This window comes from Stenotrophomonas sp. 278, from assembly GCF_003935715.1.
In the GTDB taxonomy this organism is placed as follows: Bacteria; Pseudomonadota; Gammaproteobacteria; order Xanthomonadales; family Xanthomonadaceae; genus Stenotrophomonas; species Stenotrophomonas maltophilia_AH.
Window position 1 is genome coordinate 1 of record NZ_RHPP01000075.1, and the last position, 22,559, is coordinate 22,559.

Sequence of the window (22,559 nt, forward strand, 5' to 3'; positions counted from 1 at the left end):
TCTACGCTTTGACATGAACACTCCTCATGGCCTGGATCGGCCTTCTTGTAAGTGTCCGTGAAAACGGGGGTGAACCCCTCTGTTCTTCCATGATCAACATCTCCGTGAGTGATGGCGCAGCATACCCCGTAGAGCCGGGCTCTGCCCGGCTGCCTTTTGCGACTCACATCAAGGCCTCGACGCGCATGGCGCGTCGCTACAGGGCTGGCTGGCGGCTCGTGGGTGACTCTCAGACTTTTCCGATAGAAAAACCCGTTCAATCCTGACAGGCTGCCGGCTAGACCGGGCTAACAACCACGCCCACCTGAGAGAGTGGCGGCCCGCCGGAATCAACGAAGAGGGTTGGGCAGCATCATCTCCGCCGGAAATCGCTGACTCTGGTAGGGTCGCTCGATAGACGACCACCGTGGAACAGGCAACATTCGTTAGGGCATGGCCATCGAACGCAGGCGCGCTGCTCCGTTCAATGGTCATGCGTTAACGTGCCAATCAGCGCTATCGGTCGTCGTCTGTCGACCGACGCTACCGGGCCTGGTGCCCCGAGCGTAAGCGCGCCTCTCCCTGCCAAGCCCCAACCGACCAAGCCCACCCAAACGGAGCACCACCGCACATGGACAAGCCCACCACTTCCCCGTTCAGCCCCTCCGTGCGCAACCATGCCGCAGAAGCCGAGTTGGATACCCTCTTCGACCAGCAGCGTAAGCCCGGCCTGGTGCTCCAACGCATCTACCCGCCGACCGCATTCCCGGATGTGCGCAGCCATCTGGGCGGTCTCCCACAACTTCCCCCACATCTGGACTGGCCACGCGGCGTGTCCTACGGCGACGAGGTGCCGATGCACTTCTTGGCGCAGATCGACTGTGCCGAGCTGCCGCCGCTGGACCCGGACATGCCGCGCGAAGGGATGCTGTTCTTCTTCGCCGTCAGCGACGAAGAACAGATCTGGAATGAGGAGGAGGCGCAGCCGCGCGTACGTGTGCTGTATGCCGAAACGGTGGCGGCCGATCAGCCCGAGCGCCAGCCGCCGGCCGACCTGCGCCCGATCCAGGATGTCAAAGCCGAAAATGGCCCGCACGCGGAACCCAACTGGCTGCTGTCCGGTGAGGACGGCCCCCGCGTGTACACGCGCTGGCCGCTGGTTGCACGGCGCATGGACACCTGGCCGGAGTCCGATGTGGTGGAGGGCGCGCGCCCTCGCGTGAGCTACGAGACCTACAGCGAACGGCTGTGCGAGCTGCGCGCCGGTGCGCTGGTGGCGGCCACCGGGCTGTTCCCGCGCATGGGATCGGAGTATCGCTGGGAGCAGCCTTCAGGCGGTGGCTGGCGCTTCCCGGCCGTGTGGTTGGGCTACCAGACGGACTATCCGCAGGCCGGCATCATGATCGACCGCCTGGCGCGCATCATCGCGCATCACCGCAACCGGGCGACGCGCGAGCAGAAGGAATACGCCGATGTCATGGCGTGGGTGAAGCGCGCGGCGGAGATTGGCTGGGAAGAACAGCCTGACGAGGAAACGCGCGTGGTATTCCGGGAATGGGTGCTGAGCCAGGCCGCGGAAGAGCGGGGTAAGGATGTGATTACGCACCGGGATCTGGGTGATGTGTTCACAAAGGCGCTGTTGGCGACTATTGCCTACGCAGGCGGTTCGCCGAAGGTGGCCGAGATGATTCCGGCGTCTTACTACCGCGACCTTGCAGATGAGCAGCTTCCGTTCGATGACAGCTACGGTTGGCACAAAGATGGCCGACGCAAGTGCGTGGTCGCGCGCCCGCACCAGATGCTGGGGCATGCGCGCTTCCTGCAGAGCTGCGGGCCCGAAGTGGACGGGGACGCCGTGTGCCTGCTGCAGTTGGCGCACGATTCGGCCATCGGGTTGAACTTTGGCGACTGCGGGCAGGCCACGTTCTGGATTACGCGGGAAGATCTGGCGAGCCGACGGTTCGAGGGCGTGGCGGCGGTGGTCGAATCGGGTTGATTGCGCGGTGCTGGCGGCGATTTGCGGCGGTGGATGACATCAATCGCTGCTGGGACGCGTGGCGTTCGAGCGGGGAAGCGTTTCTGCGTTGGTGGTCACTCGTCACCGTGCCGATCACCGTTATCGGTCGTCGTCTGTCGACCGACGCTACCAGTCCGCACTTCCGGGTCTTGAAGTGACTCTGGTAGGGTCGCTCGATAGACGACCGCCGTGGGACGGGCAACGTTCGTTAGGGCATGACCATCGAACGCAGGCGCGCTGCTCCGTTCAATGGTCATGCGTTAACGTGCCGATCAGCGCTATCGGCCGTCGTCTGTCGACCGACGCTACCGGTTGGCACTTCCGGGTCTGGAATTGCTGAAGCAGGCCGTTTCCCAGCGTGCGCGATACAATGTGTTCGTTCCATACGCCACAAAAAGCTTGCGCCGCTCGTTCTGGACTGAGATGCAGATTCATTTGAAGACCCTTGCCGCCACGCTGCTGGCATGCTGTTCCGCTGTGGCCTCCGCCCATTCCGCCGATACGGTCGACCGGCTTTTTGACCGAGCCGCCCAACGTGATGTGAGCGCCTGGAACGACCTTCTCAAGCTGGCAGCGCAGCCTGATCCCGATGCGCTTGTCGCCGTTGGATTCCTCCGTGAGCATGGCCTGGGTACAGACCGCGACGTAGGGCTGGCCGTCGCGAACCATGCGCGCGCCTGCGAGATCGATGGCACGCGTGGATGCGCGCAGGCTGCGTACTTCCATGAGTTCGGAATAGGTGTGCCCATGGACGCCGCGCAAGCCGAACGCTACGTCCGCCAGATCAGCAAGGACGGCGTGGCCGATGTGGAGCTGCTCGAGCGCCGCCGACGCATTGTCTACAAGGGCTTGGCTGAGGCTGAGGAAGATGTCGAAATGCGCCTGCCGGTCATCGAATACCTGGATCGGTTTGTAGGATCGGCTTCCTCCGATGATCGCAACCTGATGGAGCGGATTGGATTCGGTCGGCGCGATGTGCTCCGTCTGGCGCGCTTCTGGGCGGACCAGGATAACGATCCGGAGATGCTGCAGTGGGTTGGAACGTTCTACAACCGCGGCTACGCCGGGGTGGAAGACAAGGATGCACTGGCGCTGAAATGGTGGCGTCGAGCGGCAGACGCTGGCGAGCCGAGCTCGCAGAACCTGCTCGGTCAAGCCTATCTCGAAGGTCGTTGGGGTACGGATCGCGAACCGCAGCAGGCCGTGGCCTGGTTCGAGCGCGCGGCCGCCCAGGGCGACAGGGACGCGCTGATGAACCTGGGGGAGATCTTCTATCTCGGACAGATCGTGCCGGTGGATTACCCCAGGGCGCTTGCCCTGTTCGAAAGGGCCATGGAAGAACAGTCCTCGCGTGCGCCGCGGTACCTGAGCTGGATGTACTACAACGGTCAAGGCGTGGCCACGGATTGTCCAAAAGCGCTCCAGTACCGCCAGTTGCAGCGTGGACAACGTCCTGATCCGGCCGATGCCTCGGAGTTCCTGTCCAGGTGCCATGCCGATCAGAAGTCCCGCGGCACTGCTGGCTTGTCACCCCCAGGTTTGCGCCTGGAGCATGCGTCCACGTTTCACGGAGGGCGTGACGGTCGCGTCGCGTGTGAACCCCAGTTCGTCGTTACCACGGACAAGCTGGGCGAGGTAGCCAACCTCCGGATCACCGTGACGTTGACCAGCGACCGGGGCGGCACGACGAGGCGTACGCTTGCCTTCAGCCCCCTGGGTTTGAACACGATGAAGGAAGGACTGGATGGTCGGGAAGCAGATCCATTCCGCTCCAGCGTGTTGCTTCCGCTGGAGGCCGAGGAGTTCTGCGCCTTCCGTCCCGACTTCCGGATCGAGAGCGCCACCGCGACGGTGAACGGTGAGCCGGTGGACCTGCTGAAGCGCGGTCTGCTCGAGATGAAAGCCGCGGAGTGAGCCGCTGCTTGGTGCGGGCGTGATGCCTGTCTGCGGAATGACGGGTGACTGCGTTGGTGGTCACGCGTCACCGTGCCGATCATCGTTATCGGTCGTCGTCTACCGACCGACGCTACCTAATCCACCATCGTTGAGGTGGATCGGAGCGCAATGCGACTCGGCCGGGTGGCGGGACGGGTAGCGTCGGTCGACAGACGACGGCCGTTGACATCAATCGCTGCTGGGACGCATGACCATCGAACGGAGGCGCGCTTCTGCGTTGGTGTTCACGCGTCACCGTGCCGATCATCGTTATCGGTCGTCGTCTATCGACCGACGCTACCGGCGGTCGCCTAGGCGCTTCCCAGTACCTTGCAGCTCTCGCTACAGGCATCCCCGTGGAAGGGCTCTGTCAACCGCGCGCGTACGTCGTTGTCAATGCGTCCCTCGGCGGCATCCTTCTGCAGCGTCTTGTCGATGGCTTCCAGTGTTTCCTTCCGCAGCTCAGGCGTCATCGCACTGGCCACCTCGCGCAGTACGGGCAGCGCCTCTTCAGCGGTACGTGCGCGGCTGTTGGGATTCAGGTCGGTCAGCGTGGCACCCATCACCAGCATGGAGATCTTGGGCTTGAGGTCATCGAACAGCCGCCGCATCTCCCCCAGCTTCGCCGCATCGCCGCTGCCGACACCGCGCTCCAGCAGCTCACGGCTTTGAATATTGAGCTGCCGCGCGCCGCACAGGATCGCAATGTTGGTGGTGCGGTCCAGCGCCACTGAAAGGCGGGAAAGAATTTCGGCAGGCTCCGGCGTGGCTTGTGCCAGACGTACCAGCTGTACGGTGGCGCGCTGCCCGTTGTCGCAGGCGGCATGCAGGTCGGGCAGGACCCCTGTGCCGGCGTCCGCCCGGGGAACCAGCGCGGGGTCGGCAACATCCATGGCGATCATCATCGCGGTCACCAGGGTTTCCCGGTCCGGCACGTTCTCAGGTGATGCCGCATCGGCCAGGCTGGTCAATGCGTGCAGGCGCGCATCCTGCGTGAACAGTGGGCTGGGCGGGGGCAGCACAACCGTGGCGTGGGCGGTACCGGCCAGGGTAACCAGAGCGGTGAAACCGAGCAGGCGAGTGCGCAGCGTGGCGACGTCCATGTTGCATCCTTGTCATTGGGAAGGCGGCCGGCGGCCGCCTGCATCCAGAGTGTAGACGTTGTGGTGGACTGATGGTGCGCCCGCGGTCGCATTACGCTCCGATCTACACCACAATGTCCGGGTACCACTGAACCGGCAGCAAGGAAGGAACCCGCGTAGTGTCCAAGCACCCCAAGTCCGCACCGCCATCGCGCGATGACCTGCCGCTGGAACCGATGAGCCCGGCGCTGCCGCAGCATCCGGACCACGCCATGTACAAGCAGATCCGCCAGCACGTGACCCGGCTGGACAAGGACCATGGCCGCACCTTCGATGACGTGAGCGAACGCCTCACCAGCAGTCTGCTTGCCCTGGCCAAGGCCCATCGCCTGAGCCGGGTGGACCACGTGGTGCTCAGCAATCCCACCGACGAGTACCCCACGGCACACAACGTGTTCGTGGTGGAAGGCGACCTCGACAATCCGGGCCACCGTCGTGCCAGCATGGAAACCATGGCAGCGGTCACGCCGCCGGACGAGGACGACGCCTCGCGCTGAAGGCCGGCACGAAAGGCGACCATACGCGTCATCACGAAGTCGCAATAGCCTCTACTTCGCATCTCCACACGCGCCTATCCTTCACGCAGCACACCGACTGGTGTCATGCCGCAAGGACAGCAGTCGGGCAACCCCGCAAGCGCAAGGAGCAGCGTGAAATGAACGCGACCCATCACCTCGTCAACGACCGCCAGGCACTGGAAGAGAAAGCGCGCCGCGCTGTCTGGGAAACCGGTGACTGGCTCACCGCCGCGCAGATCATCGCGCTGGCCGAAATGAGCGACTACCCGCTACGCGTACAGCCCGACGTGTGGAAGAAGAAGGGCATCATCTTCGCGATCCAGCGCGGTGGAGCCGAGTACTTCCCAGGCTATGGCCTGGACCACGCCGACGGCTTCCGTCCCACCCTGGCGATGAGCAGGGTCACCCGGATTCTGGCCCCGCACAGAGACTGCTGGGGCATGGCGCTGTGGTTCGGCACCGGCAACCGTCTGTTGGATGGCCTCTGCCCCCAGGATCTGCTGGAGCTGGAGCCCAACAACGTCATAGCAGCAGCCCTGGCCCTCGCCAAACCCTGACCGTAGAGCCACGCCCTGCGTGGCTTCGACCAGCCCTCAGCCGATGCCCACCCCCCCCAATCTCTTGCCCTGAGACCGCGATCCCGTATCATCACAGGGAGCCAAAATTTGGCGCCAACTTGTACTGGACGCTCCGCACCACATGAAAGCCCCCGCCCCTGAGCGTCGCACCAGCCTGCGTCTTTCGGCCGAGCAGCACGAGGCCATCGAGCGCCTGTGCCATCAGGACGGTGGCAAGGTGCCGATGAGCAGCTGGATCGCCCGGGCGATCGAGGACAAGCTGGCACGCGACACCGGCGCAGCGGAGGCCCCGGGTGTCGCTAGCAGCCAGGGCGGGCACCGCTTCTACGAATTCTTCGCCGGTGGCGGCATGGCCCGTGCGGGTCTTGGGCCGGACTGGCAGTGCCTGTTCGCCAATGACTTCGAGCCGATGAAAGGCCGCGCCTACCGGGATAACTGGAACGGCGGCCACGACCTGCTGGTGGACGACATCAACAACGTCACGCCGGCACAACTGGCGCATGAGGCGGACCTGGCATGGGCCTCGTTTCCCTGCCAGGACCTGTCGCTGGCGGGCGCGTACAAGGGCATCGGTCACTGGCAGGACAAGCAGCAGACGCGTTCGGGCACTTTCTGGGTGTTCTGGCGGCTTATGCAGTCGCTGCAGAAGGAAGGCCGCGCCCCGCGCATCATCGTGCTGGAAAACGTGTATGGCGTGCTCACCTCGAACGAGGGCCGCGACTTCGCCGCCATTGGGACGGCGTTCTCCAGCGCCGGCTACCGCTTCGGTGCATTGATGGTGGATGCGCGCCACTTCGTGCCGCAGTCGCGCCCACGGGTGTTCATCGTGGGCGTGCGCGATGATGTGGAAGTGCCAGCATCGTTGATTGGAAGCGAAGCGCATCCCACCTGGCATCCGCCGCGCATGCTCGAAGCGGTGGCAGGGTTGAGTAAGGCCGCCCGCAAGCACTGGCTGTGGTGGAACCTGCCCACGCCGCCGGCGCGCGCGCTGCACTTCGTGGACGTGATTGAAGACGCGCCCACCGGGGTGAAGTGGGACACCGCCGAGCGCACCCAGAAGCTGCTGGGCATGATGAGCGAGGCCAACCGCAAGAAAGTGCGTGAGGCGCAGAAGGCCGGCCGCCGCATGGTGGGCGGGGTGTACAAGCGCACCCGCCTGGATGAAGAAGGCAACAAGGTGCAGCGCGCCGAGGTCCGCTTTGACGATATTGCCGGCTGCCTGCGCACGCCGTCCGGCGGTTCCAGCCGCCAGAGCATTCTGGTGGTGGAGGGGCGCAGGATCCGCTCGCGCCTGCTCTCTCCGCGCGAAGCCGCACGCCTGATGGGCCTGCCCGATTCGTATCGCCTGCCGCCGAACTACAACGACGCGTATCACATTGCCGGCGACGGCGTGGCGGTGCCGGTGGTGCGCCACCTCGCCGAGCACATCTTCGAACCGCTGCTACAGCATGCGCAGCGTGCCGAGGCGGCGGCGTGAGTCTGTTTCCTGCAGAAGGGGTTGCGCTGCCGGAACCTGTGGCAACGAGCGGTGCCGACTTCCTGCACGCGCTGGCCGGCTACAGCCAGCAGGCGAAGGTAAAAGGAAAAGGCGCGCTGGCGGTGATGCTGGTGGTGAACGACCACGCCCGCCGCGCCGCTGCGAACGGCAGCTCCTTGAACGCCGACGACCTGCTTACGGAGCAGGGCGGGCAGGTCCTGGGCTTGGGCCGTGCCGCAGTGCAGGCCATCCTGGCCCAGCACGGCATCACCCGCGTACTGGCGGAGGAGGGCGGCCGCACCAGTCGCGGCAGCATCGGCTTCATGCGCGGCTATGTGGCGTTCTTGAACGAGCAGAGCGCATTGCGCGGTGCATTGGATCTGGCCGCCGCCGAGCGCTTCTGGATCACCCGCGTGGAGGCGTTCTTCGCCGGCAAGCCCTTCAGCATGAAGCTGGACGCCGCGTGGAGCCTGCGCACCGCCGTGCGCCACCTTGCCGCGCAGGCCGAAGCCCGCCAGAAGGAGGCTGGCGGCACCATGTACCTGGGCACGATGATGCAGCATCTGGTCGGGGCCACCCTGCAGGTGGTGCTGCCGGAAGCGGATAAGGCGCTGGTGGTGCACCACGGTTCCAACCAGAGTGACCAGAAGCCCGACCGTCACGGTGACTTCGACCTCGGCGATGTGGCGGTGCATGTGAGTACTGCGCCGTCAGAGAGCCTGATCCGCAAGTGCGGGGAGAATCTGGGCAAGGGCAAGCGGCCGGTGATCGTCACTACGCGTCGTGGCCTGCTTACCGCCGAGGGGCTGTTGGAGAACGTCGGCATTCACGATCGCGTGGACGTGATCGAGTTCGAGCAGTTCATGGCGACCAATGTGCTGCAGTTCGGGCGGTTCAGTGTGGATGGCCGGCGTGAGGTGTTTCAGCAGATTGTGGACGCGTACAACGACGTGGTGGACAACCACGAGACCGACCCGAGCCTGCGCATTGAGATGAGCGGCGGGAAGTAAACGGGGTCGGACGTAACGGCGTTGATCCGGGGTCATGCGTTACCGATCGTTGCGCTGCTATCGGCGGTCGTCTATCGACCGACCCTACCGCTGTCATGCATCGCGGTCGATGGAACACCATCAAACACCCGGCATTGCTGCATTGGTAGAGTCGGTCGCAAGACGACTGCCGATAACTCCAATCGGCGCATTAACGCATGGACCCCACCAACGAGACGCCGTCGGCGGAATCCACCCCTCCCGCATCAACCCATCCGGATCGCCGGATTCTCCCGCGCCTGCTGATCAACCTCCTGCTGCTGGCTCTGCGCCAACGCCTGCTGCCGATCCGCACTCGCCACTTCCAACCGTTGCAACGACTGCTCCACAGGCGTCTGCACCGCCTCCTGTGTGGACATCGCCGCGCGTCGGTGGGCAGGATCATGCAGATCGCCCTGCACAACGAACACATTGCGCCCAGGTCCATGCTCCGCGGTAGCAGCACTCAGCACCACGTGGTCAGCGCGCTCAAGATTGTTGGCCCGCGCCAGCGCCATCACGCTGGCGGTCATGCGTTCGCTGAACTCGTCAAACGTGCGCCCTTGCTTTGCATCCAATGCGGCCACCCGTTCGCGGACTTGCTGCATCAGTGGGTACTCTGGATGACCGGGGCCTATGTCGGCCAAGCGGACTGCGGGCGAATTCCGGCTGGGCAACTCATCCATGACCAGTGTCTTCGGGCTCGGTGTAACCGTGCGGAAGTGGTCATCCTGGTGGAACTCAGTGGCCTTCTGTTGACGCTCCATGCGGACTGCTCGTGCATCGTTCAGCTCTGCAATGCGGGCAGGATCGGTTATCTCGTGGAACGTACCTACACCCCCGCGTGTGGAGACGCGGGCCCACTTGTCTTCATTCGGGAAGTACACGGAGTAGGAACTGTTGCCGCCAATCACGTTGGGGTCGGCGTTGTCGCGCCCTTCCGTCAATTGGGCTGCTTCGATCAAGGTCAGCTTGCCAACGTAAGCACCACCGTCCACCAAGCCCATCTGCGCAATGGCCCCGAAGCCTGTTTTGCCCACGCGTGCGATTCCTACAAGATCATTCTTCAACATTGTCGACCAAACCTGCTCCATCTTTTGCTCGCCACTCTTCTTGAGTGTGGCTTGCAGCAGAAGGCGGGGCGTCCAGCAATTGGGGTCCAATGAGTGCTTCTCAAACGCCTGGTCATGTGCGCGCATGACATCTTTTCCCTGAAGATTCAGTGCGCGGTCGGGGTAGCCATCACGCAGCAGTTCCCGCCGGAGCGCCAAGTCTTCCTTCAGCAGCGTCTGCCCAAACTCCTCCCATTGCCGTTCGGACAAAGTCGTGTTGGGAAAACGGGACCCCTCGTCGTGTTGGTTGCGTGCATACGACTGGGCGTAGCTGTTCGCAACCTGACCTGAAATGCTGTCATTGCGTACCACTCCAAGCGCCAGCGCTCCGTACCCGTCCGCGCCCGGAAGTTGAGAAATATAGTTCCAGTAGAGTTCTCGGTTTCCTTCCTCTGCGTACTGGCTGAGGATTTCAATATCCTTCTGGGTCAAGCCACTCATTATCTATTCCTTTAGAAGAAGTCTTCACTTGATCTGCGTGTTGGCAAGGAGATCTTGAATGGCCCGCTCCATCGCCTGCCAATCCTTGAGGAACGCGCGCTTGTAGCTCATTCGTATGGCAAGACTGTTGCCAATGTCGACGAGATAGTGGTGGCATCCGGCAGCGATCTCACCTTCCACGCTGATGACATCATTGCCCTGTAGCACTACGCCGTCCTTGCGGTACTTGGTATTGTCACATTTGATGATTGTGGTCAGTTGTCCTTGTGGTCCGCGTGCCACATACCAGTCGTCTGCGAATGCCGGATTTCGTGGGTGCGGCTTACCATATTTCTTCTCGTAAGCCTGCGCATACTCATCCATCAGCGTCGGATCGATTGTGTAGGGCGTCAGACCAAACCTCTCGCCCTGCGCAACACGAAGATCGAGCCGCTCAACAGGATTGCTGCGCTCGAGCGATCCTTCCTCGGAGATCGCCTCGTTGCTGGCCTGTCGGTCAACCGCCGTTTCGATCGGAAGACGGTCCACATAGTCCACCAGAATCCGGATCTCCTTCCGGAAATCATTCGTACGCGGCTCCGCCCGCGCCCCCGGCGCACTCGGCCCCATATCCGGCCACTCGATCACCAGACTCACCCCTTCACCCGGCCACGGCGCGATCTGGCTGTCCAGGTAGTTCGCCGGAATCCGGAACGTGTTCGGTCCCAGCTTCACGTCCACGGGCGCGTCGGTATAGGTATGGCCGTTGACGGTGCGGCCGGTCTGGGTGGCTTCGGACATGGTCGAACTCCTTTCTGGTTCCGTAGGTGGGGCCTTGGCACACGCACTGGTGCAGACCGCAGCGGCAAGTGCCAGCATCACGCACCGGCCGGATGACATCACGCGCATAGGGCCATTCCATTGCATTGAGTGCGGCCAGTATAGGCGGGGGCTCCGGAACGCGGCCGGAACCATGTCGCAATCTGCCTCCGCCGCCCACCTCTGCTACCATATCGCCCTCAGCCAGCCTGCCCACGCCGTTCGGTGCGTGGGTCGGCCGCCCTCCCGCGGCCGCGCGAGCCAACCTCCTCCGCCTCTTTCGAAGGACGCTCGCATGCACCCCCGTACCCTGTTCCGTTCTGCCGCGCTGGCCCTGGCCATCTCGCTCACCGTGGGCGCACCCTCGGCGTTTGCCGCTGAAACCGCCGCTACTGCCGCCGCCAATGTGGTCCGCAAGCCGGTTGCCCAGGGCCTGTACGAGCTGGCCTTCAGCCCGACCCAGAACGCCGTGTTCGTCGCGTCCTCGGGCGGCTTCGGCGATGCCGCCGGCCCCTCGCAGGTGCTGCGCCTGAACCCGGAAACGCTGGCGGTGGAGAAAGCCATTCCGCTGGAGCGCAAGGCCTTCGGTGTGGTGCTCGATGACGCCCACAACCGCCTGTACGTGGGCAACACCGTGGACACCTCGGTCACCGTGGTCGACACCGCACAGAACATGGCCATCGGCATCGTGCAGTTGATGGAAAAGAAGGTCGGCAAGGACGGCAAGGCCGCCTACACCCACGACCTGCGCGAGCTGGTGGTCGACCCGGCCAACAACCGCCTGTACGTCACCGGTCACTCGGGCGAGGGCAGCGTGCTGTTCGTGGTGGACACGCAGAGCCTGAAGCTGATCAACACCATTCCGGGCCTGGGCAATGCGAAGGCTCCGGGCCTGGTGTTCGACGCCGCCAACAAGCGCGTGCTGACCTCGAACCTGCTGGGTGAAGTGGTCACCGTGGGCACCGAAAGCGCGAAGGTTGAACAGCGCTTCAAGGTCACCGCCGAGCAGCCGATGAACCTTGCGCTGGATCCGACCGGCAAGCGTCTGTTCGTTACCGACCAGGGTCTGGAAATGATCCGCAAGTACCAGGGCAACAGCATTCCGGGCTTTGTTTCCAAGCACCCCGGCAAGCGCGTGCTGGTGCTGGACCCGAAGACCGGCAAGGAACTGGCCAGCATTCCGACCGACGCCGGCCCGCTCGGCCTGCTGCTGGATGCCCCGCGCAAGCGCCTGTACGTGACCAACCGCGAAGCGGGCACGGTCACCGCGTATGACAGCAACAGCTACAAGCAGGTCGCCACTTATGCAGTGCCGACCCACCCGAACAGCCTGGCGCTGGATGCGAAGAACAACGTCCTGTACGTGACCATCAAGAATGGGGACAAGGACGAGAAGGGCAGTGAGGAATCGGTGGCGCGCATCGCGCTGTAACGGCGCACCACGCGCATGCGGAAATTGCGTACGGACACGCCATGCGTGTCCATCGCGGTCCGGAACGATGCAGCAGAAAGAAGCGTAGAGCCGGGCTTGCCCGGCTGCGTTTCGCCGGGAACCGCGAAGCCATGCAGGGCGTGGCTCTACGGTTGCAGGTAATACGCCCGCGCATCACCCAGCTTCAGCACCAATCCCGCCACATCTCCCCACGCGTCGCGCTGGAATTCCGCCTGCAGTCCGTCGACATCAGGGGACACGAAGCGATTGGGTGACACCGGCAGCAGGCGACCGCTGCGCCCGGTGCCGGCAACGCCCATCCGTACGTCGCCGTCCGCCACGCTTACGTCCAGAGCCGGAACGTCAAAAACATCCGCGAGCGCCCCCTGTAGCGCCAACGGCACCGCAGCGTACTGGCGCAGCATCTGATCGAGGCGCAATGGCATGCGCGGCAAGATTGGGGCGTCCTTGGGACGCATCGGGATGATCACCACGCGATACCCGCTTCGGTAGAGACGGTCGCAAGACGTCTGCCGATAACAACGATCGACTCATTAACGCAGTAGCCCAACCGGGCAAGTGCTTCTCAAGCCAGCCCAGACCACAGACTTCACGGTCCCGCCTAGGAGTTCTCCTATACACGGCGACCATCAGCGCGGGCAGAATGGCCGTGGTTCCCCAATTGGGATGGCAAAGGAGATGCGGTCATGAGTATTGGAGCATCGGTTCGACTGGCAGTCGGCATTGGTGTCATGGCGTTGGTAGGTGTGTGTCCGGCAAGCGCATCCGGGGCGGCAAAGTTCCCGAAGGCACTGGTTGGCACGTGGGACCTGGGCCCCGCGGCATGCAGGCTCCCGGTGAACCCCGATTCTGATACGCCCATCGAACTCCAGAGCAATCGCGTTCTTGGTTACGAGAACACAGACAAGCTACGAAGCATTTCCCGGATTTCGAACGAGCCTGTCGCCTGGCGTGTATCAACAGAGTCCAGTATCGCGCCGGGCATTGTGGTAGACGAAATCTATGTGCTGAAGGGTGATCATTTGACAATCACGGACGGTAGCGCAGCGCGCAGCTACAGCAGGTGCCAGTGATGGGCCCATTTCTGCACCACGTCGGGGTTGTCGTCTCGTGCGTGCTATTGACTGCCTGCACCGCAACGTCAGCAGTGGCCGCAAAGCTCAATTCAGGTGAGAGCGGCTCGGCCGCTCTCCGGTGCCCGGCAACTGAGTTCAGCGAGTTTCTGAAAGATTTCGCATCCCCGCAGGCGATTGCGCTCCGAAATCAGTTCACCCGCGAACCACTGGAGTTCGAGACTCCCAATGGAGTCGTGGAGGAATACGGCGCGGCACGCCTTGACCGATTCAGCTACAGATACCTCTCGCAGTTCGACCTGTATGTTCCGGAGGACGTAAGCACGAACGCGGAATCGCTGGAAGGCATGAGGCGTGGAGAGTTCGTCGCCCCGGTAGCCATAGAGGGCCAGCCTGCCGGCACGTACAGGGTCACTTTTGGCATGGAGTACGAGAGTGACAGCTATGTGTTCCAGCGGAACAACGGTTGCTGGGAACTTCTACGCGCGATCAATCTACGGGAGTGAGGGGCAGCAATTGAGTACGCAGAATCCGACGGCGCTACCGGCGTACCGTGTCATTCAACTGGAGTGGTCTCAAAGAACCGGCGCGCGCAATGCAGGCGTGGAGGATTTCGAAGGGTTGGTTACGCATCATCCGCAGACGAACAGAAACGCGCGCGTTGTGGATGGAGCGGTGGTGGGCGGTCAGAGCGGACGATCATTCGGGGTGGTGGGTGGCGAGATTCAAGAAGTGGAGGTTGCGCGCCAAGAGCGTACATTTGGTCTGACGTCCCATCAGGTGCTCCTGAAGAAGGACTTCATCCTGGAAGATTCAAGGCTTCCTGCGGGGCCAGCCTCGCGTGCAGTGGATGTTCCATCTCCGGTTAGCGGTGTCATTGGTCATGTCCATGCCGCGTCGGGGCGAGTGGATGTGCTGGACAGACTGGACGGCGAGGTCATTGCCCGGGTTCGTCACATGTCGCCGCTGCTGGTGGAGGAAGGTGACATCATTGAGTACGGGCAGGCGCTGGGGGTTCAGAACCAGCAGATGACGGGTGCGATCCATGTCCACATGGAGGTAGATACCCGTTACTACGGTCAATATCAGAATTATGTTGAAGACCTGGTGTCCGGTCGACTTGCCATAGATACCGGCCGTCGGGAGGCCGGGATAGACGCTCGTGAAGTGGTCGACGATCGCACGTTCAGAATCGGCGAATCGTCGCTCATTGTTCGCGACCTGCAACGCCGTCTCAACGAAGCTGGTTATACCGGGATGGATGGTTACGCCCTTACCGAAGACGGCGTCTACCGGCTCTCCATGCAGCGCGCAGTCATCAATTTCCAAGAGGCGAACGGACTTCCACCAACGGGTGACCTGGATCCTGCTACGATGCGGACCATTGCTCCACCGATGTTCCCGCCCGAGGTGAATCCGCGCATGCCTGACCAACAGCCCCCCTATGCCCCGCTTCAGGGACAGGTCGATCTGAACTCCGCCGCAGCGCAAAACCCGCTTCTGGCTCAGTCGCGCGACGCCATGCACCGCCTGGAGGCCACCCTGGGCCGCCAGTTCGACCACAACAGCGAGCGCATGGCGGCCAGTGCGGCGTGCCTCGCTCAGGACAGCGGCCTGTCACGCGTGGACCATGTGTTCCTCAGCAATGCCACCGAAACCAAGCGCCAGGGCGAAACGTTCTTCGTGGTGCAGGGGGACCCGGCCAATCCGGCACACCGTCGCGCGCACATGCCGACCGAGCAGGCGTTGAACGCGCCGCTGGAAGCGTCGCTGGAGCGGCTGCAGGGTGTGGACGCACCGGCCCAGGCGCAGAGCCGGCAGCAGGAGCAGAACGAGCAGTTGTTGCAGCAGCAGGGTCCGCGGGTGGGCTGAGTCGGTTGATGTACCGGTGACGGATTCGGATGGCGTAGAGCCGGGCTTGCCCGGCTGAACCAACCGTCAGCTCTCAGGCACGTATGCGGCAACGATGCGTTGGAACATGCCTTGAGCCGTGGCCGCCCGTCCAAATGAGGAAACATCTGGATTCTCTTCGAGCGCCTCTCGGGCGAAGCATCTGATGTCTTCCAGAATGCGTGGCTTCACCGCAAACCGGCTTTCCGCCGTGAGCACCTGGGAAAGTGTCAGCACATCACGCAGGTGCTTGCGGATGTTCTTGCTGTCGACCGGGTTGCCGGCGGCTTTACTGGTCCTCAATTCCAGCCATGCACGGGCCTTCAATGGAATGAGGCACTCCTCGCCAACGTAGGGCATGCCAAGAAAGTAACGGCGCGCGCCGAGAATGAACGCGTAGTAATCGTCGTTGAGCAGGATGGCGGAAAGACTGGCAATGCCCTCGTGCACCGGAATCGGGGTCAAGCGGGAACCGTACATCAAGGGCATGAGGAGATCGGGCGTCCGGCTGAACAACTCGAGCATCGCCGGGTAGTCAGGATGATCCGGTTTCTGGAAGCGATAGAAGCCGCGCCGCTCGCCGCCTCCCCACTCGCCGACCGAGTAGCCACCGTCTCGGATGAACTGCCAGAACGCAGCTACAAACGTCGCATCGATGGCCTCAACGACCAGCACAATGTCCAGGTCTTTGGTGGCGCGTGCGCTGACCCCCTCCTGGCTGAGAACTGTATGTAGTGCACAGCCGCCGATTAGTACGTACTTGTCCTGATGTGCTGCGAAGCGCTCGCGGAAGAGCGCTAGTCCTTTGACCTCTGCCACGTAATACGCTCCAGTTCGTCCAGTGCAATCTGCACACGGTCGTCAAACACGTGCTGGAGGCTGAGCGTAAGAGAAAGCGGATCTACTGTGTCCCCGTTTTGCCAGAGCCACGGGTGGTAGTACCAAACCTGTAGTTTGACGGTGTCGGCATCGGCTTGCTCGCGCACTTCAAATGCCGATCCATGCGCACGCCAATCGTTTGCACCGATGGCAAGTACCCGTTCCTCGGGCGCTGCGAGCAACGTGAGTTCGGCCAAGGCGGTTTCTCCGGCCAGCTTCAGCAGGCCGGCATGTACGGGCGGGATGGCTGCAACATGCAACTCCTTCGCGACCGGACTGCGCATGAGTGGTTTGGCGCGTGCCCACACATGAGATGGTGAGCCAACCAGCGACAGCATGGAGTGCGAGCCTGCCTTGGAAACGTGCGCCAGCCCCGCAGCTTCCAGTTCACGGTTGGCGCGGCTGGCAGTCATGGGGGAATAGCCAAGCTTCCGGGCGATGGCAAGCGTCGCCACGCTGTCGCTTTCGTGTAGCAGCAAGGTAAGCAGAACAGCCTGCGTGGCGGGCCCCAGGCAGAGCACTTCGGGAAGCGGTGCCGACGTTGCGGGCCGTTCGCGCAGATCCAGCGCCAGGCTCGGCGCATAAAGCTGACTATTGGGGACGACAAACTCTACGCGCTCGGCCAGCAGCCTTCTGCGTTCGTATGTGGTCAGGTGAGCGGCAACGTAAAGCACCCTTTGCTGTGTGGCGTCGCGCAGGCGAAAAAGCAGGCGCTGAAGGATCTGTTGCGGCTGTGGGGTTCTGGCGGTTGCCAAAATGACCTTGTGGCCATGAACATCGAGCTCACCGAGTTCAAACGCGTCCTGCAGAAGATAGGGCAGAGCTCGTGCTTCCCAAATACCCACATCGGACACGTCGCCCGGCAGGAGATCTGCCAGGTAGCGCTGGGCGTCGTCGATGAGTGTGGGCATTGCACGGTTCCGTAACCAATGATTTCACCATAACATCATCAATGTTATGGTGTAAATCCATGATATCCGGCCGCAAACGTGTCATGCCCAAATCCACCACACCCCCCTGGAAAAAGCCCAACCCGAAAGCCCGCAAGGGCCAGCCGCTCTCGCACGCACAGAAGGACGCAGCCAGGCAGCGCGCCGAGGAAAACGGGCGCGCCTATCCGAATCTGGTCGACAACATGTGGGCGGCAAAGTTGCCGCGCGGGGACTAGCGGCGCGTCAGCGCGCCGCGTCCTTGGCTTCGCTCAGTGCGCGGTCAGCGCGTGCGAACAGTACGTTGTTGGATTCGCCGGTGCTGGTGGACGCGGCACCGATCAGCAGGCGCGTACCCAGCGCGGTGGTGATGGTTTCGGCGGCCAGTTGAATGCGCCCGAGGGTGTCAGCCGGATCATCCGTGCCGAGCACGGCAATGAACTCGCCACTTCCGGTTACACGGTTGATGCTGTCGCCGCGCTCCAGCTGCAGGCACTGCTCCAGCGCCTGGTCGAGCTGGCCTAGATGACGCTCCAAGGCACGCTCGCCCACGCGGCGGGCAACCTCATCCAGCTGTTGCAGTTCCAGAATGACCACACTGTAGTCGCCGCCGCTGGTCGGTGCCGGGGCATCCTCCACGGCGACGGCCTGGTCGAGGATGGTGGCGACCTGCTGTTCGCGCTCACGACTGCGGCTTTCCACCAGGTTGATGGTCAGGCGCGCCAGCGCCCGCATCGCATCGCGCTGGGTCTCGTTGAGTTCGCGCGGCGTGGTGTCCAGCACACACACGCTGCCCAGCGCCGCACCGCCCTCCGTGACCAAGGGCATGCCGGCATAGAAGCGGGCATTGATGCCTTCCAGCAGCGGGTTGTCGATGAAGCGGCTGTCCTTGGACAGGTCACCGATCTCGAAAAGCTGGTCGGGCTGGCGGATCGCGTGATCACATACGGCCACATTGCGCGCGCTGTGATGGCCGTCCACGCCGGTGCTGGCTTTGAACCACTGGGTGTCGCGATCCAGCAGCGTTACCAGGGCGATGGGCGTGCCACACACGGCGGCGGCGACCTTGACGATGTCGTCGTAGGCCGGCTCAGGCAGGGTGCCCACAACATGCAGGGCATCCAGGGCGCGCTGGCGGCCGGCTTCGTCAAGGGTGGGGGTGGAGCTCAAGGACATGCGGCTTCCTGACGTGCGTTTGGTGTGACGCTAGCGTAGGGCAGCCGCGAATCTTCCGGGTTAAGCGCTGGTGGAGAAGCAAAACAGCCGGTTCAGCGTTCGCCCCCGTACGGATGTGCAGGTGGTGTCAGCGGGCGGGCCGGAATGATCACGTCAGCTGAGTGCCGCGCTTTCTAGCATGGAGCTTCCTCTTCACGCTGCAAGGAAGTTTCAATGACTGCATCGCGCGTACGCCTGCATGTAGAAGATACCGGTGGCAACGGCCGGCCGGTGGTCCTCATCCACGGCTGGCCGCTTTCGGCCGAATCCTGGAAGGCACAGGTGCCTGTACTGGAGGCGGCGGGTTACCGCGTGGTGGCCTATGACCGCCGTGGCTTTGGACGTTCCGACAAGCCGGCCGATGGCTATACCTACGACACGCTGTCTGATGACCTGGCGGGTGTGCTGGAGGATCTGGACCTGCGCGATTTCACCCTGGTCGGCTTTTCAATGGGCGGTGGTGAGGTCGCGCGCTACATCGCGCGCCACGGCGAGCAACGGCTGCGCAGCGTGGTATTCGCCGCAGCGGTGCCACCTTACATGCTCAAGACGGCGGACAACCCGGAAGGCCCGCTCGACCAGGCGGCGGCCGAACAGATGCGATTGGGGCTGGAGCAGCACCGAAGCAACTTCTTCGATGGCTTCACCAAGGACTTCTTCAGCGCCAAGGGTGAGCTGAAGGTCAGCGAAAAGCAGCGCCAGGAGGCGATTGCGCTGTGCGAGCAGTCGGACCAGACCGCCGCGCTGGCCTGCATGGACGCCTTCGCGACCACCGACTTCCGCGAAGACCTGAAGAAGGTCACGGTGCCCACGCTGGTGCTGCATGGTGACAGCGACGGTACGGTGCCATTCGAAGGCTCTGGCCAGCGAACCGCTGCCGCCATTCCCGGCAGTGAAGTGGTGTTGGTGGAAGATGCGCCGCACGGGTTCAATGCCAGCCACCCGGAGCAGTTCAACGCAGCGCTGGTGGCGTTCCTCGCACGTTGAACCTTGCGAGGCGCGCACCATCGTATGGAGCCCGACAGCGGGCTCCATACGGACCGTGGCGTCAGATCAGTCCGGAACGTTGATCACCTGCGGGTCGCACATGATGTACTTGTCCTCGGGATTGTGATCGTCGCTCACCAGCACGGCGACATTGATGAGAGCCGGCTTGATCATGTTGTCGTACATGCGCGCGGAAAGCCCGTCGGGCTCGACTTCGGCGCGATCCATCTGCCCATGGTCGGCGCTGTCTACAACGGCCGCGATGCGGATGCCCTCGGAGGTGTCCGGGCTGAGCACGAAGTTGATGTAGCTGGCCTTCCTGGCCATGACGATGTCGGGCTTGAAACCATAGAAATACTTGCCGTCGTCGGTGTTGCCGCCTGTGCCAACGCGCACGACGGTGAGGACAAACGTGTCTTTCGGAACCACATACATAGCTTTTCCCCCTGCTGCAAATGTGCCAACCGGCACGAAGTCATTCAATCAACGGCGGTGCCGGCTGCAGCTTGGCCAACAATGGAGCCAGTCGTTTCCACAGGTCGCTGGCTTCGCGGTCGGTCGCGCGCTGTTCTGCATTGCCCAGCCAGAGCGCGGCTTGGCGCAGCTGATCGGCGTGGGCCGGCAGATGCTCGGTGTCCAGTTCGGCGCGCAGTACGTTGGTTTCGGCGCGCAGCAGACGTTCGCGGCGGCTGGGCGTCTCGGTCGGCGGCATGGCGTCCAGGAACTGCTGCGCCCGGGCCACCTGTTTTGCCGCTGCATCGGGGATGCCGGCGGCGTGCGAAAGCCGTGCCTCGCCCAATGCCGCGCGGATCTGCAGCCGCGGCAGTTCACGCACTTCCGCATTGCCTCTCACCAGCTGGAACAGCAGTTGGTTGGCCAGTTTGAAGTTCGCATTGGCCCCGAGTATGTCGCCCACATCCAGGGCCATCTCGCCGGCGGTGCGGTGGGTTACGCTGCGGTCGCGTGCCCAGTCGCTGCGTTCGGGCTGTGCGTCGCCAATGTCGTCGAGCAGTTGGGTGGCAGCCTTCAGGTCGGTGTGAGCCTGGGCACGCTCGCCCAGGCTGGAAAGAATCTGTCCGCGCAGCGTGTGCAGCACGGCTTCGCGGTGCTTCCACTCGGCGTCCTTCGGTGCGCGCTCACGCACCTGCGCGATCACACTCAACGCTTCATCGTAGGCTACCCGCGCCTGTGGCCATTGGCCCAGACGGTCGTGCGCGCTGGCGACCCACGACAGGCTGTCCGCGAGGTCGGCGCGCAGGCGCACGTCGTCAGGATTCAGCGCCTGCGCGCGGCGCTTGTATTCCAGCGACTGCTGGAACAACTGCAGCGACTGCGCGTTCTGTTCGGCACCGCGGGCGAGGGTGCCGAGGTTGTTGAGCGCGTACGAAGCTTCCAGCCAGGCCTTGGGGTGGTCCGGCTGCAGCACGGTGGCGCGCTCGGTGGCCTGGCGGTAGCCATTCCAGTGCTTCAGGGCAGTTGCGGTGTCGTTGCGCACGAAGCCGATGTAGCCGTTCCAGTAGTGCGACTCGCCCAGGTTCAACTGGGCGTCCACCGAATCGGGTTGCTCTTCCACCACCTGCTGCGCCAGCGCCAGGGATTCGCTGGCCAAGGGCGCGGCGTCATCCAGGTTGCCGCGCGCCACGCGGATCCGCGCCAGCTGGCGCAGCACGCGCGAACGTTCCAGGCGGGTGTCGTGGCTGCGTGCGTCGGCCCCGGCCAGGTCGTGTTGGATGCGCGTGCCCACTTCGTCCAGCAGGTCGAGACGGCCGACCTGCTCGAGGCGGTCGGTGAGGTCGCCCAGCATGTATTCCACCAGCCCGGCGGCGCGCTGGCGGTCCTGTTCGGCCTGCAGACGTGCATGGTGGGCCACGCCGAAGCCGGCCATCGCCACCACCGCCAGCGTGCACACGCTACCGATCGCACCGCGCTTGACCCAGCGCTGGCGCTGCTCGCGCTGTGCCGAGGCTTCGACCAGGCGGCGCGATCCGGCATCGAATACCTGCGGACGCCGTTGCAGCAGCTCACGCGCTTCGTCCAGCAGGCGGCCACCGGGCAGCAGCAGGTCGCGACGCTGGTCCTCCTGCTGCCAGCGCGTGGCGGCCAGGTGCAGGCGCTCGCGCAGGTGCAGGTCTTCGCGGTTGTCAGCCACCCATTGGGCGGCGCGCGGCCACGCACGCAGCAGGGTTTCATGAGCAATCTGCACGGCGGGGACGTCGTCTTCAGCGGTTCCTGCCAATAGACGGTTGCGCAGCAGCGCATCCACCAGTTCGCGTTCGGGTCCAGGCTGGAACGCCTGCAGCGGCGCGGCCACGCAGCTGATCTGCTCGCCACTGGCGGAGTAGCGCACCAGCTGGACCAGCACGTAGGGCAGGCTGTTGCGCGCGGCCGGGGACAGTGCAGCCACCACCGTTTCGGCATGCTGGCGCAGGGCACCTTCCAGCCCGCCGATCGCGGTGTAGGCGGCAAAGCCGAGGCGGCCGCCGTCCTCGCGGTGTTCGTACAGCAGCTGCAGGGTGTGCTGCAGCAGGGGCAGGGCATGGCGCTGGGCGATCGCCGAATCACGCAGCACGTCGTCCAGGCGGCCGTCCGGGCCTTCCTCGAAGGAGAGCGCGGCCAGCTGGGCGGGGCGGCGGATGATCTCGGCGATCTCGGCCGGGCCTGGCGGAGCCAGGTCGACATGGCCGCTGGGCTGCTTCAACGCCAGCAGCCCGGGCACGTTGGCCAGTGCGGGGTAGGCGCTGCTTCGGCATGCGGCCACCACGGCAATGTGGCCGCTGCAGGCCAGCTGGCCGAGCAGGGCAGCGTCCTGTGCGGTCTGCGCAGGGTCGCCGTCTTCCGGGAAGAAGTCGTCCAGCTGGTCGATCACCAGCACCAGCGCGGGGGCGCGGTCGCCCTGGCGCGCGCCCTGGGCGCTGTGGATGCGGTCAGCCAGCTGCTGCAGGGCACGCTCGGGCGTGTGCTGCAGCGACTGCTGCCAGCTGTCGACAGCGTGGCCTTCCAGCAGCGCCGGCTGCAGCGTGGTCACCAGCGCATCGGCAACGGCGGCGGCCAGGGTGCGCGTGCCAGGACCACGCCCGGGCACGCGCGCGATCGCCACCACGTCGAGTG

Annotated in this window: 21 protein-coding genes; 12 read left to right on the plus strand and 9 right to left on the minus strand. The window is 63.8% G+C overall.

Features of this window, described 5'->3' with window-relative positions:
• Window positions 1–610 precede the first annotated feature (610 nt).
• On the plus strand, window positions 611–1,975 hold the full coding sequence (locus EGJ34_RS13170) for a DUF1963 domain-containing protein (protein WP_125360927.1): 1,365 nt from the start codon (window positions 611–613) through the stop codon (window positions 1,973–1,975).
• 444 nt (window positions 1,976–2,419) lie between these two features.
• The gene (locus tag EGJ34_RS13175) at window positions 2,420–3,910 is read left to right on the plus strand and encodes an SEL1-like repeat protein (RefSeq protein ID WP_125360928.1); all 1,491 of its coding nucleotides are present in this window, start codon (window positions 2,420–2,422) and stop codon (window positions 3,908–3,910) included.
• A 332-nt stretch (window positions 3,911–4,242) separates the two neighbouring features.
• On the opposite strand, the gene EGJ34_RS13180 is transcribed toward EGJ34_RS13175, so the two are convergent.
• The gene (locus EGJ34_RS13180) at window positions 4,243–5,034 is read right to left on the minus strand and encodes a hypothetical protein (protein WP_125360929.1); all 792 of its coding nucleotides are present in this window, start codon (window positions 5,032–5,034) and stop codon (window positions 4,243–4,245) included.
• 158 nt (window positions 5,035–5,192) lie between these two features.
• Here EGJ34_RS13180 and EGJ34_RS13185 point away from each other — a divergent pair, with 158 nt between their 5' ends.
• The 4 genes from EGJ34_RS13185 (at window position 5,193) to EGJ34_RS13200 (ending at window position 8,656) form a co-directional block, all read left to right on the plus strand.
• Entirely contained in the window at window positions 5,193–5,570 is a 378-nt protein-coding gene (locus tag EGJ34_RS13185; RefSeq protein ID WP_125360930.1) for an XVIPCD domain-containing protein, read from the plus strand.
• 158 nt (window positions 5,571–5,728) lie between these two features.
• The gene (locus tag EGJ34_RS13190; protein WP_125360931.1) at window positions 5,729–6,148 is read left to right on the plus strand and encodes a hypothetical protein; all 420 of its coding nucleotides are present in this window, start codon (window positions 5,729–5,731) and stop codon (window positions 6,146–6,148) included.
• A 142-nt stretch (window positions 6,149–6,290) separates the two neighbouring features.
• Window positions 6,291–7,646, plus strand: a complete 1,356-nt coding sequence (locus tag EGJ34_RS13195; protein ID WP_260476988.1) for a DNA cytosine methyltransferase — start codon at window positions 6,291–6,293, stop codon at window positions 7,644–7,646.
• Window positions 7,643–8,656, plus strand: a complete 1,014-nt coding sequence (locus EGJ34_RS13200) for a DUF4928 family protein (protein WP_260476989.1) — start codon at window positions 7,643–7,645, stop codon at window positions 8,654–8,656. Before EGJ34_RS13195 ends, EGJ34_RS13200 begins: the two co-directional genes overlap by 4 nt.
• Window positions 8,657–8,901: 245 nt before the next feature.
• Here the strand turns inward: EGJ34_RS13200 and EGJ34_RS13205 are convergent, their stop codons facing one another.
• Complete coding sequence (locus tag EGJ34_RS13205) at window positions 8,902–10,227, minus strand: XVIPCD domain-containing protein (RefSeq protein ID WP_125360932.1); 1,326 nt, start codon at window positions 10,225–10,227, stop codon at window positions 8,902–8,904.
• A 24-nt stretch (window positions 10,228–10,251) separates the two neighbouring features.
• Window positions 10,252–11,115, minus strand: a complete 864-nt coding sequence (locus EGJ34_RS13210) for a hypothetical protein (RefSeq protein WP_125360933.1) — start codon at window positions 11,113–11,115, stop codon at window positions 10,252–10,254.
• Window positions 11,116–11,320: 205 nt separating this feature from the next.
• Between EGJ34_RS13210 and EGJ34_RS13215 the strand changes: the two genes are divergently transcribed.
• Window positions 11,321–12,457, plus strand: coding sequence for a YncE family protein (locus EGJ34_RS13215; RefSeq protein ID WP_125360934.1), 1,137 nt, complete (start codon window positions 11,321–11,323; stop codon window positions 12,455–12,457).
• 146 nt (window positions 12,458–12,603) lie between these two features.
• Here EGJ34_RS13215 and EGJ34_RS13220 read toward each other — a convergent pair whose 3' ends face one another.
• A complete protein-coding gene (locus tag EGJ34_RS13220; RefSeq protein ID WP_125360935.1) occupies window positions 12,604–12,903 on the minus strand; it encodes a hypothetical protein in 300 nt (99 codons plus the stop codon).
• Between the two features lie 261 nt (window positions 12,904–13,164).
• Between EGJ34_RS13220 and EGJ34_RS13225 the strand changes: the two genes are divergently transcribed.
• Genes EGJ34_RS13225 through EGJ34_RS13235 form a run of 3 tightly spaced genes read left to right on the plus strand, consistent with a single transcriptional unit; the run spans window position 13,165 to window position 15,423 of the window.
• The gene (locus tag EGJ34_RS13225) at window positions 13,165–13,551 is read left to right on the plus strand and encodes a hypothetical protein (protein WP_125360936.1); all 387 of its coding nucleotides are present in this window, start codon (window positions 13,165–13,167) and stop codon (window positions 13,549–13,551) included.
• Window positions 13,551–14,057, plus strand: a complete 507-nt coding sequence (locus EGJ34_RS13230) for a hypothetical protein (RefSeq protein ID WP_125360937.1) — start codon at window positions 13,551–13,553, stop codon at window positions 14,055–14,057. The genes EGJ34_RS13225 and EGJ34_RS13230 overlap by 1 nt, the downstream gene beginning before the upstream one ends.
• 10 nt (window positions 14,058–14,067) lie before the next feature.
• Window positions 14,068–15,423, plus strand: a complete 1,356-nt coding sequence (locus EGJ34_RS13235; protein WP_260476990.1) for an XVIPCD domain-containing protein — start codon at window positions 14,068–14,070, stop codon at window positions 15,421–15,423.
• Between the two features lie 66 nt (window positions 15,424–15,489).
• Here the strand turns inward: EGJ34_RS13235 and EGJ34_RS13240 are convergent, their stop codons facing one another.
• Window positions 15,490–16,260 carry a hypothetical protein gene (locus EGJ34_RS13240; RefSeq protein ID WP_125360939.1) on the minus strand — a complete coding sequence of 257 codons (771 nt, stop codon included), beginning with the start codon at window positions 16,258–16,260 and terminating at the stop codon, window positions 15,490–15,492.
• A complete protein-coding gene (locus tag EGJ34_RS13245) occupies window positions 16,239–17,231 on the minus strand; it encodes a MarR family transcriptional regulator (protein WP_125360940.1) in 993 nt (330 codons plus the stop codon). Before EGJ34_RS13245 ends, EGJ34_RS13240 begins: the two co-directional genes overlap by 22 nt.
• Before the next feature lie 83 nt (window positions 17,232–17,314).
• Here EGJ34_RS13245 and EGJ34_RS22240 point away from each other — a divergent pair, with 83 nt between their 5' ends.
• Complete coding sequence (locus tag EGJ34_RS22240; protein ID WP_185750170.1) at window positions 17,315–17,488, plus strand: hypothetical protein; 174 nt, start codon at window positions 17,315–17,317, stop codon at window positions 17,486–17,488.
• 7 nt (window positions 17,489–17,495) lie between these two features.
• On the opposite strand, the gene EGJ34_RS13250 is transcribed toward EGJ34_RS22240, so the two are convergent.
• Window positions 17,496–18,425: a GAF domain-containing protein gene (locus tag EGJ34_RS13250; protein ID WP_125360941.1), complete on the minus strand. Its 930-nt coding sequence runs from the start codon at window positions 18,423–18,425 to the stop codon at window positions 17,496–17,498.
• 213 nt (window positions 18,426–18,638) lie between these two features.
• On the opposite strand from EGJ34_RS13250, the gene EGJ34_RS13255 reads away from it, so the two are divergent.
• Window positions 18,639–19,451, plus strand: coding sequence for an alpha/beta hydrolase (locus EGJ34_RS13255; RefSeq protein ID WP_125360942.1), 813 nt, complete (start codon window positions 18,639–18,641; stop codon window positions 19,449–19,451).
• A gap of 66 nt (window positions 19,452–19,517) precedes the next feature.
• Here the strand turns inward: EGJ34_RS13255 and EGJ34_RS13260 are convergent, their stop codons facing one another.
• Window positions 19,518–19,934, minus strand: a complete 417-nt coding sequence (locus tag EGJ34_RS13260) for a hypothetical protein (protein ID WP_125360943.1) — start codon at window positions 19,932–19,934, stop codon at window positions 19,518–19,520.
• Window positions 19,927–22,559: hypothetical protein (locus tag EGJ34_RS22245; RefSeq protein WP_185750171.1), on the minus strand; the 2,633-nt coding region annotated here is incomplete at its 5' end. The genes EGJ34_RS13260 and EGJ34_RS22245, both read right to left, overlap by 8 nt.

What these genes read in the sequence shown, in the direction of transcription:
- EGJ34_RS13180 (WP_125360929.1), bottom strand. Translation starts at nt 5,034, where the DNA reads ATGGACGTCGCCACGCTGCGCACTCGCCTGCTCGGTTTCACCGCTCTG.
- EGJ34_RS13215 (WP_125360934.1), top strand. Translation starts at nt 11,321, where the DNA reads ATGCACCCCCGTACCCTGTTCCGTTCTGCCGCGCTGGCCCTGGCCATC.
- EGJ34_RS13220 (WP_125360935.1), bottom strand. Translation starts at nt 12,903, where the DNA reads ATGCCATTGCGCCTCGATCAGATGCTGCGCCAGTACGCTGCGGTGCCG.
- EGJ34_RS13205 (WP_125360932.1), bottom strand. Translation starts at nt 10,227, where the DNA reads ATGAGTGGCTTGACCCAGAAGGATATTGAAATCCTCAGCCAGTACGCA.
- EGJ34_RS13225 (WP_125360936.1), top strand. Translation starts at nt 13,165, where the DNA reads ATGAGTATTGGAGCATCGGTTCGACTGGCAGTCGGCATTGGTGTCATG.
- EGJ34_RS13255 (WP_125360942.1), top strand. Translation starts at nt 18,639, where the DNA reads ATGACTGCATCGCGCGTACGCCTGCATGTAGAAGATACCGGTGGCAAC.
- EGJ34_RS13170 (WP_125360927.1), top strand. Translation starts at nt 611, where the DNA reads ATGGACAAGCCCACCACTTCCCCGTTCAGCCCCTCCGTGCGCAACCAT.
- EGJ34_RS13245 (WP_125360940.1), bottom strand. Translation starts at nt 17,231, where the DNA reads ATGCCCACACTCATCGACGACGCCCAGCGCTACCTGGCAGATCTCCTG.
- EGJ34_RS13195 (WP_260476988.1), top strand. Translation starts at nt 6,291, where the DNA reads ATGAAAGCCCCCGCCCCTGAGCGTCGCACCAGCCTGCGTCTTTCGGCC.
- EGJ34_RS13230 (WP_125360937.1), top strand. Translation starts at nt 13,551, where the DNA reads ATGGGCCCATTTCTGCACCACGTCGGGGTTGTCGTCTCGTGCGTGCTA.
- EGJ34_RS22240 (WP_185750170.1), top strand. Translation starts at nt 17,315, where the DNA reads ATGCCCAAATCCACCACACCCCCCTGGAAAAAGCCCAACCCGAAAGCC.
- EGJ34_RS13250 (WP_125360941.1), bottom strand. Translation starts at nt 18,425, where the DNA reads ATGTCCTTGAGCTCCACCCCCACCCTTGACGAAGCCGGCCGCCAGCGC.
- EGJ34_RS13210 (WP_125360933.1), bottom strand. Translation starts at nt 11,115, where the DNA reads ATGCGCGTGATGTCATCCGGCCGGTGCGTGATGCTGGCACTTGCCGCT.
- EGJ34_RS13175 (WP_125360928.1), top strand. Translation starts at nt 2,420, where the DNA reads ATGCAGATTCATTTGAAGACCCTTGCCGCCACGCTGCTGGCATGCTGT.
- EGJ34_RS13190 (WP_125360931.1), top strand. Translation starts at nt 5,729, where the DNA reads ATGAACGCGACCCATCACCTCGTCAACGACCGCCAGGCACTGGAAGAG.